Annotated in this window: 9 protein-coding genes and 1 pseudogene; 7 read left to right on the top strand and 3 right to left on the bottom strand. The window is 40.3% G+C overall.

The window, feature by feature from the left end; all coding sequences use genetic code 11:
* Positions 1-1,603 precede the first annotated feature (1,603 nt).
* A complete protein-coding gene (locus J7R13_RS09935; protein ID WP_425523232.1) occupies positions 1,604-4,798 on the bottom strand; it encodes an autotransporter outer membrane beta-barrel domain-containing protein in 3,195 nt (1,064 codons plus the stop codon).
* A gap of 2,608 nt (positions 4,799-7,406) precedes the next feature.
* Here J7R13_RS09935 and J7R13_RS06860 point away from each other — a divergent pair.
* Positions 7,407-8,532, top strand: a pseudogene (locus tag J7R13_RS06860) (hypothetical protein); the annotation flags it as partial.
* A 916-nt stretch (positions 8,533-9,448) separates the two neighbouring features.
* Here the strand turns inward: J7R13_RS06860 and J7R13_RS06855 are convergent.
* Positions 9,449-9,964, bottom strand: a complete 516-nt coding sequence (locus J7R13_RS06855; RefSeq protein ID WP_208438030.1) for a helix-turn-helix domain-containing protein — start codon at positions 9,962-9,964, stop codon at positions 9,449-9,451.
* 81 nt (positions 9,965-10,045) lie between these two features.
* Positions 10,046-10,576: a helix-turn-helix domain-containing protein gene (locus tag J7R13_RS06850; RefSeq protein ID WP_208438077.1), complete on the bottom strand. Its 531-nt coding sequence runs from the start codon at positions 10,574-10,576 to the stop codon at positions 10,046-10,048.
* 150 nt (positions 10,577-10,726) lie between these two features.
* Between J7R13_RS06850 and J7R13_RS06845 the strand changes: the two genes are divergently transcribed.
* The 6 genes from J7R13_RS06845 to J7R13_RS06820 all read left to right on the top strand — a co-directional run bounded on the left by J7R13_RS06845 (position 10,727) and on the right by J7R13_RS06820 (position 14,994).
* Positions 10,727-11,020, top strand: coding sequence for a helix-turn-helix domain-containing protein (locus J7R13_RS06845; protein ID WP_208432535.1), 294 nt, complete (start codon positions 10,727-10,729; stop codon positions 11,018-11,020).
* Between the two features lie 73 nt (positions 11,021-11,093).
* Entirely contained in the window at positions 11,094-11,234 is a 141-nt protein-coding gene (locus J7R13_RS06840) for a hypothetical protein (protein WP_208438029.1), read from the top strand.
* On the top strand, positions 11,218-11,616 hold the full coding sequence (locus J7R13_RS06835) for a hypothetical protein (protein WP_208432536.1): 399 nt from the start codon (positions 11,218-11,220) through the stop codon (positions 11,614-11,616). The genes J7R13_RS06840 and J7R13_RS06835 overlap by 17 nt, the downstream gene beginning before the upstream one ends.
* A complete protein-coding gene (locus J7R13_RS06830; RefSeq protein ID WP_208438028.1) occupies positions 11,616-12,563 on the top strand; it encodes a ParB/RepB/Spo0J family partition protein in 948 nt (315 codons plus the stop codon). Before J7R13_RS06835 ends, J7R13_RS06830 begins: the two co-directional genes overlap by 1 nt.
* Entirely contained in the window at positions 12,560-13,018 is a 459-nt protein-coding gene (locus J7R13_RS06825; RefSeq protein ID WP_208438027.1) for a hypothetical protein, read from the top strand. The genes J7R13_RS06830 and J7R13_RS06825 overlap by 4 nt, the downstream gene beginning before the upstream one ends.
* Positions 13,015-14,994: a transposase domain-containing protein gene (locus J7R13_RS06820; RefSeq protein ID WP_208438026.1), complete on the top strand. Its 1,980-nt coding sequence runs from the start codon at positions 13,015-13,017 to the stop codon at positions 14,992-14,994. The genes J7R13_RS06825 and J7R13_RS06820 overlap by 4 nt, the downstream gene beginning before the upstream one ends.
* Positions 14,995-15,095: the final 101 nt, after the last annotated feature.

Here is a 15,095-nt window from a genome sequence, read left to right as displayed (position 1 = left end):
ATGTATGCCGGTTCTTGCATGCGTAATTGTTATATTTTTTAAAGAAACTTTGCTTTTTTTGATAGCACTTATCCCTATGTTCTCTTTGAAGGCAATAAGAGGACCAATGATATCAATTTTAACATTTTCTAACGCGTTTTTATCATTATGGCTCTCTTCAAAAGCGACACCTAGGTGGTTAGCTTTAATGGAGCTAGCGAACATACTCAATGTTCCTCCGCTTTTTATACTCGTTCCAACCCCCTCTATTATCTCAGTTTTATCGGTTGCCTTTGTATTTTGGTCTTGATTGCTTACTTCAATCGCTACATTTTTTAATTCAATGCTACCATTCGTTTCGGCTTCTACACCGATCGGTATCCGTATGTTCACCTTTTTTGGACGAATGGAACCGCCAGTCATCTTAATCCTACCACTTTCATGCGCCCACAAACCGGTTGCAACGTTTTTTATCGTTGTGTTTCCTTCTAACTCAATGACGCTACCGGATTGATTAGCTTCTACACCACTTATGACTTTTATTGTTGATCTTTCTTGTGCTGGAAGTCCACTGATTGTGAGGTCTTTGCCATGAATTTTACCACCATCCAGCGCATAGACATTTTCGTAGTTTTCTCCAGTTGGAGCAATTTTATCTGCCCCTTTGTTGGCAAAAAAGGAGCGGGTGTGTGCATTGGAATGAGCACTCAATAATATTGTCGCTGTTATAGCCGCGTATGATAAGAGAGTTTTTTTTATACATCTAATATCACCTGAACTTATAAGTCTTACATGTCATCCTTCAAGTTTAATTAATATGATTCAAGAGTATTTTATCGTACTTAAATTTTTATATAAAGTTTAAAATTAAATTATACTATAAAAATAAAATTAGTATATTTAAATTTTAATTTTTTAATTTATAATAATTATTTATTTAATATAAAGTGATTTTCTAAATATTATTATTTTACAATGACAATTTTTATTATAAATTTATATAAAAATAATGTTGAAATTTATTTCATAGTTTTATTATAATATATAAAATTTCATGTATTAATTATTTTTAAGTTATATGCATTTATGTTCATAGAGTTTTAATTTTCTAGATTATTTATTCTATGCTGTTTTTAATCTGGTAAGTTTGATCATGTTATTGTATGCCATTCTTTCTACTCTTTTAACAGCTTAACTGTTGAGAGAAGGGTATGCTATTTTTTATCATTTTTCACTTTTTTGTTTACGCATATGTAGTGTTTCATGACAAATGAATGAGTGAAAATCACATATTAAAGAATAGATCCTGCTATGGATAAGAAATAAAAACATATAATTTATTCAATTATATCTACTTATAATAATATTTCGCACAGGATATTTAGTTAAAATCTCTTATGAGAAAACAAGAAACTTTCTTTTCATCAATCGATACTATAGAAACAGCCATAAGATTTACTCTTAACTGTAGTAATTTATGAGTGCGCCTTTTTTCCACATTGAAAATAAAGGGGGGGAGGGGGTGATGAGGCAATTCGGGTTTATAAATCAAAAAGGCAGCATAATGTGCTGCCTTTTTGATAAAGTGTAGAGATAACGATCCACTTATTGTTACAGTTTTGTCTTAAAACTGATAGCGTATTCCGCCTGAAAAACTTGCACCAGAGATACCAGTTTTTTGAAGCTTTTGTTGATAACTCACATCACCATGAAGGGAAAGATTGCGAGACAGTTGCGCATTGATGCCAACGCCGCCTTCAATTGCAGGTCCCATAGGATCAAGGTCAAAGTCTCTGCCAATATGGATGGTACCATCATCACCAAACGTTTTGATCAAGTTTGCTTTTCCATAGAAAGACATAGGACGGTTGTTTTCGGTGGAAAGCATTTTTGTCAAACGTCCGCCAACGCGGATCAACCATTGAGAAGGATTGTGCATATCAACAGTAAAATTATCAGCATCTTCAATGGTGTTAAACATCAAATGTTGATAAGCAATTTGTGCTTGTGGTTCGAAGGTTAAGCCTTCCATTCCAGTTGCAAATTGTTTGCCAACGGTGGTGGAGATGCTCAATATGTTGGCATTTTTCAATTTTGCGGTATTTCCTCTGATGGCATTGCCGATATCTCCCTTTATTATCCCATAGGATAGCAGTGTATCGATGTAGAAGCCGTTGTCATGCTGTATGCTGCCATAGGCTGTGAGAGACCACTTATCCAGCGTGCTCTTCCCAGCGTCTTGCATATCTTTTGGGGTGAAAGACATCTGCCCATAGGTGCCTACAAGACCAAAACGTGTGGTTATATTTTGTTGCTCAATTGCTGCCAATGTAACACCGGCTTGAAGAGCAGCATAGCGAATATCAGCGCCATAACCGTATTTGAGAGGGCCACGCTCAGAAGATAAGGTCCCTGTGCTTCCATAAGTGTAGAGGAAGAAACCGGTTTGTTTCTTTTCTTCTCCTCCTAAGACTGATGTCCTTATATTGGCTAAAAGTGCGTTTTGTTTAGCCATATCGGTTAAACCCGTAGTGAAGAGAGCATTTGGCATGACCAAATAGCTTGCCGTTTGTGGTACGAGGGCAGGTACGAGACCGGAGCCTGAACCCGTGTCAAGAAATGCTTTGTGTAAGCGGAAATCCCAGAAATTTTCATTCTTTTCATCAAAGAGGTTTTGCGCAATATCGGCGTTACCATGGCTTGATGTTGGTCCATAGCCCGTCAGCGTGTATTTATAAGGTTCTCCCCCTATCGTGGTATAGCCCTTGGCTAATTTGAAAGAATCCTCTTTTGCTTCTCCAGAAACTTGGATGAGCGAAAGACCCCCTGTATTCGAAGGAGCAGAAGCATTTACTACACTATTTTTATCCCCTAAATCGCTTGCGATATAAACTGTTGTGGAGCCTGAGACATTCCCATGGATCAGAAGTCTATCGGTTTTTTGATCAGCACTGGCATCGCCATCACTCCACGTAGTGTTGAAGTAAATCTTTGCATCCCCAGAAGCGTTGTAGACTGCTTGCGTGTCTGGTTTTCCAGATCCTATATGCAATGTGTGATAATGCTCTTCTGTTGGTTGGTTAAAAGAAATAGTGCTGTCATTGAGGTTGAGCACAGAAATATCAGAACGAGCTCTTTGAGCGATATCAAGCAGATTACCTTCATCATCTTTTTCGTTTTTGCTGTTCTTCAAGGTCCATGTTGTCTTGTTTTTTAGATCAAAGAGTACATTTCTTTCTTGCTCAATTTTTGCTCTGCCCTCTAAAGTAGACTGATCAGCGTTTAATGTGAAGGTACCGTTGGATATTTCTTCAATTTCTTTATCATCCCATAAATTGTCATCTTTCCCCCAAATTTTGTTCCACAAAATACCGTCATCCAATAAAACATCAGCATGGATCTTTGAATTTTTAAGATTAACTGTACCGATCGATGGAGCAGGACTATTTTCGATGCCTTTTTCAACAATAGCTCCAACGAGAATTCCTGTGCCATTTTCAACGTGAACATCCACATTGGTCAGATTAATCTCATTGCCTTGACTTTTTTGTAGATCATCTGGATTAGCTTCAGAGAGAGATGTGAGTTGCAAACCAGCCACTTCTTTTGCTGTTACAGAGGCATTTGCAAGATCAATGTGTCCATTAAATTCTGCTAATAGTGCAACTTTTTTTGCTTCTATCTTGTTTGCAATTGTATCAATAGCACCATTGATCATCTTAATTGTGCCATTATTGGCTGCAGCAAGACCAATAACAAAGTTTCGAAGGATTGTTTTACCCTTTAATTCAATTGAACTGTTAGGTTCATACGCTCCCATACCAATGGTTTCTTTGAACTCACTACCGGTTATTGTTAAATCTCCGCTAACAATTTTACTTCCACCGTCTGCATAAAAACCTTCATCAACATTTTCAATGATTGTTTTGCCTGTTAAGTGAATTTCACTCCCAGCGCTCGATGTCCATATACCAGATCGTGCTCCCTTGGAGTTTTGATCAATTACTTCACCACCGATTATCGTTAAATCTTCGCTAGTAATTTTCCCACCACTATTTGCTTCAAGACCGCTCACAGTATTGTTAATTGTTGTATGTCCATGCAATTCAACTCTGCTACCAGAGTCAACTGCAAATGCACCAGTTCCCTTACCATTTGTTGTTAGGGCAATATTTGTGGCATCAATTTGTCCGCCTTTTTCTGCAAATAATGCATTTTCTCCAGTGACTTCTCCTCCGCTCATTGTAATTTTTGATTTTAGACCATTTGCATGGAGTCCACGACCATCAGATGATATGACTTTAGCGTTGTTATTTATAGTAATGGTGCTTTCGTTTGCAGCATATACTCCCGTCTCTTTTGCAGCAAATAATCCTCCAGAGACTGTTATTGTAGAGTTATTGTCTGTAACTATGGCGTTTGTTGCTTGAGTGACGGTTACATTTTTTAAAGCGACGGTACTTTTGTCTGCTCTTATTCCAAAATTCAATAGCGCATCGTCTTTACTATTCGATATCTTCACACCTTCTAGATTATTTTCACTGCTGTTACTGTTTAAGAAGCCAGCGCCAACTAGAGAAGTTTTAATGGTTCCCCCAGTCATCTTGATCGTGCCACCGTCTTTTGTTGCAAGCCCGATGTCACTATCATTAATCATTGTTTCTCCAAGCAATTCAACTACACTGCCCATGCCATCAGAAACTACGCTGAATGACATATCACCACCTGTTGTTTTTAGAGACACATTGGTGACAGTAATATGCCCACCATTTTCAACAACCAATGCACCATCTTTCCCTGTGACGGCTCCTCCCGTCATGTTGATGGTGGAGTTTGAACTGTTTGCATAGAGGCCAATGTTATCAGATGATGTAATATTTGCATTGTCGGTTAAAGTGATGGTGCTGCCGTTTTGAGCAGATATTGTTGTATTTTGTGCATGAAATGATCCTCCTGAGGCTGTTATTGTCGAGTGATCATTTGCAACTAAGGCACTGGTTGATTGCGTGATGGTTACATCTTTTAAAGTGATAGTACTGTTTTTGTCTGCTATTGCCCCCAAGCTTCGTGGTGCATTGCCTTTACTATTTGAGGAGCCAGCATCAACTATAGAAGTTGTAATAGTTCCCCCTGTCATCTCGATCACTCCACCGTCGTTTGCCCAAAGCCCGATTCTGCTATCACTAATCGTTGTTTTGGCAAGCTTAACTATGCTGCCTTTATCATTAGAAAACACAGCAGACGATTTATCGTTATCTGTTGTTTTTAGAATCACATCTGTGACATTAATATGCCCACCATTTTCAACAACCAATGCACCATCTTTCCCTGTGACGGTTCCTCCCGTCATGCTGATTGCGCCACCGTCTTTTGCAACAAGTCCGGAGTCCTCAGATGATGTAATCTTTGTAGCGTCGGTTAAAGTAACGATACTGTTGCCATTAGAAATTATTGTGGCATTTTTTGCATCAAATGATCCTCCAGAGACTATTATTTTCGAACTATTATCTGCAACTATACCGGCAACTGCTTGAGTCACTTCTACATTTTTTAAAGCGACAGTACTTTTGTCTGCTCTTATTCCAAAGTTCAGTAGTGCATCGTCTTTACTATTCGATATCTTCACATCTTTTAGCTTGTTTTCACTGCTGTTACTGTTTAAGAAGCTAGCACCGACTAGAGAAGTTTTAATGGTCCCCCCAGTCATGTTGATTGCGCCACCGTCGTTTGCCCCAAGGCCGATTGTGCTATCACTAATCGTTGTTTTGTCAAGCTTAACTATGCTGCCTTTGCCATCAGAAAATACAGCAGACGATTTATCGCTATCTGTTGTTTTTAGAATCACATCTGTGACATTAATATGCCCACCTTCCTCAGCAATCAATGCACCATCTTTCCCTGTGACGGCTCCTCCCGTCATACTGATTGCGCCACCGTTTTGTGCAACAAGTCCGGAGTTCTCAGATGATGTAATATTTGCACTGTTGGTTAAAGTGACGGTACCGCTGTTTCGAGCAAATATTGTTGCTTGTTCTGCTTCAAATGATCCTCCCGAGACTGTTATGTTTGAATCATGATTTGCAATTATAGCACTGCTTGCTTGCTTGACGGTTACATCTTTCAAAGCGACGGTACTGTTGGTGGCTATTATTGCATTGATTAGCGGTGCATCATCTTTACCACTTGATATTGTCACATCTTCCAGTTTATTTTGGGTGCTTTTGCTGTTAGCGAAGACAGCACCACCTGCAGAAACCGTAATGATTCCTCCAGTCATTTGAAGTGTAGCGCCTTCTTTTACCATAATACCTAAGGAAATGATAGAATCAGTGCCTTGAATGGTTGTGTTATTTAATTTAATTGCACTGTTATTGCCTTCGGCGGTCACAGAAAAAGCGCTTTCATATATATTTTGGTTTGGGTCTACGCTTTGGTTTGTATCTTTATTTCCAACCACATTTAAATGGTCGCCTGTGATTTTACCACCGTCTTTTGCATGAATAATTTCATAAGTTTGGTCTTTGACTTCTTCCTGTTGCCCTTGAGAAACTTCAAGGTTTCCAGCATGTGCACTGAATTGGATGTTAAACAGGATGATGGCTACTGTAGCCGTGCATGATAAAAGGGATTTTCTATACATAGTACTCTCCTTATGAAAGCCCCCAAATATTCATTTCCCCGCGAACTTTTATAAGAAGAAGTGAAAATGGATAATTGCTCTTAATTTTTATAATTTTCTTTGCTTTGATAGTTTATTTTTGGTTTGTTGTCAAAATTAAAAATTGAATTATGTAAATACTTATATTTAATACATAATGTATTTACAATTAATTGTTATTTGCAAATGTAAATTTATTTATAAAAATATTATTTTGATATTATAATTTTACTATGCTTTATTTATGTTTTATTCATATAAAATAATGACGATATTTTTTATGATGTTTTTTACAGTCTTATGTCTTGTCAATGTTAGGTATGATAGTAATACTTAAATATTACTGCCAGAACTTTTGATTATTTATAAATGATTTGTTATCAGACTCTTGAGTGTTTGTGTTTGATTGTTATAGGCGCTGGGTGGTTACACATCGCAATGCGTTTGTTTCTCATGTTTTCTTCTGTTTGGAACATTTTGTGCTATACAAATACTCTTCAGTTTCTTATAAGAGCCTGCGTTCTCATAGGCAGCTTCGATGGCATCTGAAAGAATCTTACCTAAAGCTCAACTAATAAGGTGCTGCAAGTTGAAAGTTTGAAACTAACAGTGTTTTGATATCATCAAAGTGCACTTTCATTGAAAAATAATTAGCTTTCATTATTTTGAATTTTTGACACATTCTTGGCACGAAAATCTAAAAGGCTGCCTTTAAAAGAGGGCGGTTTATTATAATACAATAAACAGAATAGTTTTTTGTGATGTGTTTATGAGATATAAAGTTGAATTGGTAATCACCGTGATTGCTTTTGCTTTCTCTCTGGTCGTTTTAATCTTTATTCTGGACAGTTAGAAGGGAACCGAGAGGCTTTTTCATGATGCATTCATGGATTGGTTTATGAAAGAAAAGTTTCTCGCAGAAAATTATACTGCTATCATCATGACTGATCCGCAACCGTGACATTTAAACTCTGGTGATCTCAATGGAATATCGGACAGGGAGTTATGGTTAAAGATAAATAAGCAGGTTGCCGGTGTTATAAAAGCGCACAAAGCTGCATTCCATATTGTTAATGGTGATTTGACAGAGTTTGGCCAACAAAAGAACTATGACGATTATAAAAATGTCTAAAAAACCTTGGATCTCTTGTCTGTGAGGGATTAGAAAATCATGATTATGCTAATAATGTTGGTAACTGTACAAATCCTTATGCATTCAATTTTTACAAAGATGCCTGTACTCTCAGTGCTATTTCAAGAATAATATCGGAAATCGAAAAATATCGCAGTCAAGTATCACATTTCAACGTAGAGGTTACTGAAAGTTTACTTCCTGTTTTGCGTGGGAGTATTCATGTAATCAAGAGGAATTTGAGTTACTCTTGGGATTATGGGGATGTTCACTATGTGCAGCTTGACAATTATCCAAGTTATACGGTTCGTTTGATGGGACAATCTATGGAGGTGCAAATCAATAAGTCTTTGGATTAGATTAAAAAAGATTTAGCGGTTGCTGATACGAGAGGTAAAGTGACAATCATTAATTTTCATGATGCTTTTACTGCTTCTATTGATAGTGAGTTCTTTTTTGTTAGAAAAAGGAATGCTAAAGATTTGTCAGTGTTTAAGCCAATTATCACCTCTCATAATGCCAAAGCAATCTTTGTGAGGCACATGCATTATCAGTCTTATTGTCGCGCAAAAAAGGATAAGTTTTTTGGTCGTCTTCCTGTTTATACAGCAGGTGCGCTTTTCAATGGAGATATTACCTTATAGATGTAAAAGAGAAAACCATTCACGTTAAAGCCCATAATGGAGAGATAGGAAAACTCCTCTTCATTAAAGATCTCAGCATTATAGGAAAAGATATAAAATTTTCCGTAAGTTGTAACCAATCATCAATTTTTTTCTTCTCTAATACTTTAGAGAAGAAGTTTATTGTCTCACAAATTTGGATGATAGTATCTCACTATCACTCGTGCATGAATTTTAAAAAGCGAAGATCTGTTGTTTGTATCTTTTATAAAACTGTCATGGCTTTCTTTCTTAAAACGTATACGCCATGGTGCGTCTAGAGAGGCTTTTTCTATTGTAGAAGTATCGTTCAAAAACTAGAAAATAGGGAAAATATACGCAATCAATGCATGGGCTACGGTTTTATAAATAAAGGCAATTTAGGGTTAAAATAAAGACAAAACACTACCATTTTTATACCACATTATGTGAAACATCAAAAATATGCCATAAAATTGAGCATAAAACTTCAAAAATTTTACGAGCAGTGAAAAATGAATTCAAGGTAATAGGAAAACGCTAAGTTTCCAAAATTTTTTCTCAGTGTAGTTTGACACTAGGTTTTATACTAAGTGGGATTAGGTGGGATTAGGTAGGAATACGTGGTAATTTGTTGTTTTTATGTACAATTTTTACCATTAAATGCGCGTTTTGTCAAAATAGATTTTGACACCTAAAATTGTAAAAAAGAGTGAAAATCAGAAAAAAGTGCGTTTTCATGGTGAAAATGAAAGAAGGCTTTGAAAGGTCTTTGAAAACCCTGTGAAAAATTTTGAAAAGTCTGTGAAAGCCCAGAAAACCGCCTTTGAAGCCCCTTTAAAAAAATCAATCCAAAAGTTCAATTGACTCCAAAATCAGCCAAAAATGACCAAAAAAGCAAAAAAGATTTTCACCTATTGATGATTATCTATTTTTATAGGCAAAATATACTTATTAATCAAATAGTTATATTATTTTTTTAATGTAAAAAGATTTTCATATCGATTTTTCATATTAAAGGGGCTATTAAGCTGTATCTTATGTAGTTTCTGGATGTGCATTTTCAGCTTCTATTTGACGCTTTAAATGCAGTTTTAGAAGAGGCAAAGTAAGCTCTACTTCTTCGCTATCGTTGATGTCTTGAACAAGCTCTTGCAGTTTTCCATAAAGTTCTGCCGCGAGTTCCGCTATATCTTCAGGGGGGATTTTTATATTTGCATCGCGATAGGTTGTATAAGCCACGCGACCGAGCTTTTTCATGAGTCCAGTAGGAATGGTAGGCGCTTTAAAACCTGCTTCTTTCGCTTTTGCCATGTCACTAAACATTTCACCTTCACCGGTAACGAGCCAAGTTAAGTTGACATTTAATTGCTGTGATAAAGCAGTCAAAAATTCTACATTGGGAAAGGTGGTCCCTCTTTCAGCGTAGCTATAAACTACTTTATTAATACCTAAACGGGTAGCTATCTGATCTCGATTAAGCTCTAAGCTTTCTCGTATCAAACGTAACCGCTTTGCCTGTTCTGTTTTGGGTTCTTTTTCAGGGCGTGCCAAAAGTGCTCCTTATTTATATTGAGATTTGTTTTAAATTACAGGATTTTAAAAAGAGATTCCCCCATTCATTTTAGAGTAGCATTAAGCCGAATTTTGTGCAGCTTTGGAGTGTTCTTTTTCAGCCTCTATTTGACGCTTTAAATGCAATTTTAGAAGAGGCAAAGTAAGCTCTATTTCTTCCATGTCGTTGATGTCTTGAACAAGCTCTTGCAGTTTTTTATAAAGTTCCGCCGCGAGTTCCGCTATATCTTCAGGGGGGAGTTTTATATTTGCATCGCGATAGGTTGTATAAGCTATGCGACCAAGCTTTTTCATGAGTCCAGTAGGAATGGTAGGCGCTTTAAAACCTGCTTCTTTCGCTTTTGCCATGTTACTAAACATTTCACCTTCACCGGTAACGAGCCAATCTAAGGATATTCCACAGCGATCTTTATATATTCGCATTATAGATGCAGGGGGTTCTTGCAAACCCGTTTCATAATTGCGCATAGTCGTTTCGGGGATTTCAAAATGTTTAGCAAATTGCTTACGCTCTGTGAAACCAAGGGTATGCCGTATTTCACGCAATCGTTTTGCGAGTTCTGTTTGTGGTTCTTTTTCAGGACGTGCCAAAAAAATCACTCCAAATCCATTTTCGGTATTTACAAAAGCCGAATTTGGCATTATACATCTAATTACCGCCCGATATAGAGGGCAGATATTTTACAATTAACCCCACAAAAAACGGATGTGGGAGCATCCGTTTGAAGCAGGAGCGAAGTTATGACAACCACACAAAAATGGGATCGCCATAGTATTTTAGCTGAGCTACGCCGCCGTAATATGACCTTGGCGGAGCTCGCGAAAGCTTATCAACTCTCGTCATCCAGTGTTCAACATATCTGGACACGGTCTAACGAGAAAGCCGAACGCGCCATTGCCGATTTTATCGGTTTGCCCGTAGAGCAAGTGTTTAGTGACCGCTACCCCAAAAGTCGCCGTCGCATTTTTAAAGCAGCAAAACATGCCAATACGGATTCTATAAAGCATTCCGCATTGCGCGGTAATGCTGCTTGAACTTCGTTACACGGCTTTGCGTTTTTGCGCATTTGCCATGAATTTAAATACCATAAGATAAAAAGGTTTATCAATGTCTAAAGATCAATACGAAATGGGCAAGATAAATTGCAGAGATTTGCATCATAGAACAGCCGTTTGCATGGGTTGGTTTTGGCGATTAGGGGGTGGTCATATTGTTTTTATAGGGGGTGGTTATGGTTGCTGCTTGTAATTTATGGACCCCAGAAGCCAGAAGCGATATCGTTAATCCTTATTCAGAAGTTGAACGTTTGGAAGCTATGCTTGCCTGTTCTTTAAAAGCCGTGAGTGGTGGATTTAAGCATTTACCAATCCGGTATATTATTGACCCTCCGCATTGCTTATTTGATGCGGCGTTAGCACGACAGATTGTTATTCATATCTTGCATTATCAGTTTGAGGTACCGCGGCGGCGTCTTGTTGCCATGCAAGAGCGTGAACGCACTGCTGTTGCTCGCTCTTTGCGTACCATTAACCGGCGTTTGGAAGAACCAGTTTTTGCCAAATCTTATCAAAGATGGGCGGGGCGTGCGATGGATTTATTCTTTAAAGAGATCAGAAAGGCGGCGGCGTGATGGCACAGTTTCAAAAGCTTGCTCTTGATGTGATTGTGGTGCCGGAGCGTATACGCCCTGTGGATGATGAGCATGCCAAGGCACTTGCACAATCAATGGCGCGGGAGGGATTAATGAATCCCATTACGGTGCGCCATACCCCTAATGCTAAAGAGGGTAATTATACGCTTATTGCTGGTGCGCATCGGCTTCGTGCTGCGGAGCTTTTGGGCTATAGTGACATTGATGCCGTTGTGGTGCAGGCTGATAAGGACAATGCCGCGCTTTTAGAAGTGGCTGAAAACCTCTTTCGTAATGAGTTGTCTGTTATTGACCGTGCGCTTTTTGTCCAAACTTACCGCGAATTGTGGGAAAAGAAATATGGGGAGATTAAGCGTGGTGGGGACGGTAGTAATCAACATAAAGTCAAAAAAGAGCAATTGGGACAAGTTGTCCCAATTGCTCAAAGGGACAGCAATGCAACTTCAGATCACAATAAAATCGGGTGTGAAGGGGACAAAGTGGCAAAGGGTCAAATTGACCCTTTGCCAAATGATGGTGACTTAAATGGCAAAGTGCAAAGTTTGCACTTTGCCAAACATGTGGCGGACCGCATTGGTTTGTCTTCAAAATCAGTAAGACGTCTCAACAGTATTGCTCAGCATTTACAGCCGGAGTTGCGCTCTGTTTTGCGGGGGACGGCATTGGCGGATAATCAAGCGCAGTTGTTAAAATTAGCAAAGATGGAGCCGGTTTCGCAACGGCGTGTGGCAATTGCTTTGCAACAGGTTGAGGGGGATTTACGGCGGGCTGTTGATTTGGTCAATGGGGTTAATACGCCACCGCAAATTAATGAACAGGAACGGATTTTTGCTCAGTTATTAGGGGTGTGGCAGAGAGCAGATGCGCAGACAAAGGCGCGGTTTTGTGATTATCTTGCAAGAGAACAAGGGGAGGTGCTGTCATGAAGAGGCATGGTTGCGGGCAGCTTGATTTTTTCCAAAAGCCGGTTTTTCCTTGTCGTGAACCCGTTGCGCAGATTGATTTAGGGCGGTTTCGCTCACGCATTAAGCGTGCCATGGCGCGTGCTTTGAGAGAATGCCGGGTTGAGCGCAGTGTGATTGCGGAGCGTATGGCGCATTATTTAGGGATTGGGTGTTTAAGTAAGGCCAGTTTGGATGCTTATGTTGCGGAAAGTAAGCAGGTGGATATTTCCCTGCCGCGGTTTAAGGCATTTGTGCGGGCGACAGAGGCATTTTGGCTCTGGGATGAGGTGGTGAGTGAAGATGGTTTATTATTGTTGCAAGGGGATGAGGCGCGGTTAGCAGAAATTGCACGGTTGCAGCAGGAACAGCGGGAGATTGCAGCGCGATTGAAAGCCATGCGCGCAACGCCGGTTCGCATTAAAAGGGGGCAGCCATGAAAGAATGGTTTCGTATTGCCGAATTGGCTGAGGCAGCTTTGCCAGGGTTGCCGAAAACAAAGATCGGTCTCAACAATCTCGCGCTTAAGAAATGGCGTTTGAATACACAATTGTTTCGCCAAACATTAGGCAAAACCAAGCCGGTTTGGGAGTATCACATTTCCTTATTGCCGGAGGTTTCACGGGCGGCATTGTTAGTGCGCTCTGGAGTGGGTGTTGATGTGAAACAAACGCAAGGGGAGCAAAAGACAAGCATTTGGGTGCGTTATGAGGGGCTTTCCAAGGCGCATAAAAGGCGCTGTGAAGAGCGTTTGAAGGCACTTTGCTTTATGGATGATTTGCTCCATGCCGGTATGGGTGTGCATGATGCGGCAAGTTTTTGTGCGGTGCAATTTGGTGTGAGCCGGATGTCGCTTTTTAATTGGCGGCAGATGGTGGAGGGGTATGAGCGCCCTGATTGGTTGGCAGCGCTTGCGCCTTGTTATGGTGAGGAGAATGTTTCGCAATTTGCGCCGTGTCATGAGGGGGCGTGGGAGGTTTTTTGTTCGGATTATTTGCGCCCGTCTCGCCCTGCTTTTTCGGCGTGTTATCGGCGCATGGTTTCTGTGGCGCAGGAGAAAGGTTGGGAGCCCATTCCTTCTGAGCGGGCTTTGCGGCGTCGTTTTAAGGCGCAAGTTTCCAAAGCGGTTGTGGTTTTAGCGCGTGAGGGAGAAGAAAAGGCAAAAAAGCTTTATCCGGCACAACGGCGTGATCGCTCAAGCCTGCATGCACTGCAAGCGGTGAATATGGATGGACATAAGCTGGATGTTTTTGTGCGTGTTCCTTGGGGAGAGAAGCCTGTGCGGCTTTATCTGATTGCCATTCAAGATCTTTATTCGGGCAAGATTTTATCGTGGCGCTTATCGGATGCTGAGACTTGGGAAATCGTTCGTTTGGTGATTGGGGACATGGTGGAGGCTTATGGGATACCGGAGCGTATGACCTTGGATAATGGGCGTGCCTTTACCAGCAAGTGGATTTCTGGAGGTGTGCAAAACCGTTTTCGTTTTAAGATTAAGCCGGATGATCCGCAGGGGCTTTTGACGAGTTTGGGGGTGCAATTGCAATGGACGACCCCTTATAGCGGACAGTCTAAACCGATTGAGCGGGCATGGCGTGATCTGGCAGAAGCGATTTCCAAACATCCCTTTTGTGCGGGGGCTTATACGGGCAATAAACCGGATGCCAAGCCTGAAGATTATGGCAAGCGGGCGATAGGATTTGATGAATTCAAGGCCCATGTTGGTGCGCAAATTTGTGCACACAATGCGCAAGCAGGGCGCAAGGCGGTTAATTGTGCGGGGCGCAGTTTTGATGAGACCTTTACTGAGAGTTTGCAAGCCGAGGGGACGATTATTCGGCAAGCGAGCGCAGCACAACGGGCTTTATGGCTTTTAACCTCTGAGGCATTGCGTGCGCAAAAGGGTACGGGCGAGATCCATTTTTATGGCAATCGTTATTGGGCGCGGGCGTTGAATGAGCATGCGGGGCAAAAGGTGATTGTACGTTTTGATCCGGATAATTTGCATCAAGATTTACGGGTTTATGATTTGCATAATCGGTTGCTTTGTTTGGCACCTTGCCTTTGCGATGTAGGTTTTTATGACCAGCAGGCGGCGCGCTTGAATGGGCGTTTGCGTAAAGAATATGTGAAGGCTGTTAAAGCAGAAAAACAGCTAGCGGCAAAGCTTGCGCCCGATCACTTGGCCGATGTTTATGGGCGCCTTGAGAAAAAGGATGAAGTGTTCAAATCTAAACTTCCGATAAAGCCAAAGGTGAGCCGCTTGATGCCAAACCATGTGGGGAATTTAGCTTTGACAGCAGACGATGATGAGGCTTTGGACGCCCAAGAATTTAGTCAACATTTGCACAAAGCTTTGAGAAAGCTTTCGTCCTCTGATGAGGGGCGTGAAGTGATTAAGTTTCCTAAACGATAGGAAAGGAAAGAGGGGGGATTTGCAAGAATTCTCAAAAGGAAGCTGGTTTTGTATCGCGTACCAGCTTGAAGCGTTAACAAAGAAAAGGGGGGGGGAGAAGT

The organism is Bartonella taylorii 8TBB (assembly GCF_902825155.1).
GTDB lineage: Bacteria > Pseudomonadota > Alphaproteobacteria > Rhizobiales > Rhizobiaceae > Bartonella > Bartonella taylorii_A.
This window is presented reverse-complemented; position numbering and strand designations above follow the sequence as displayed.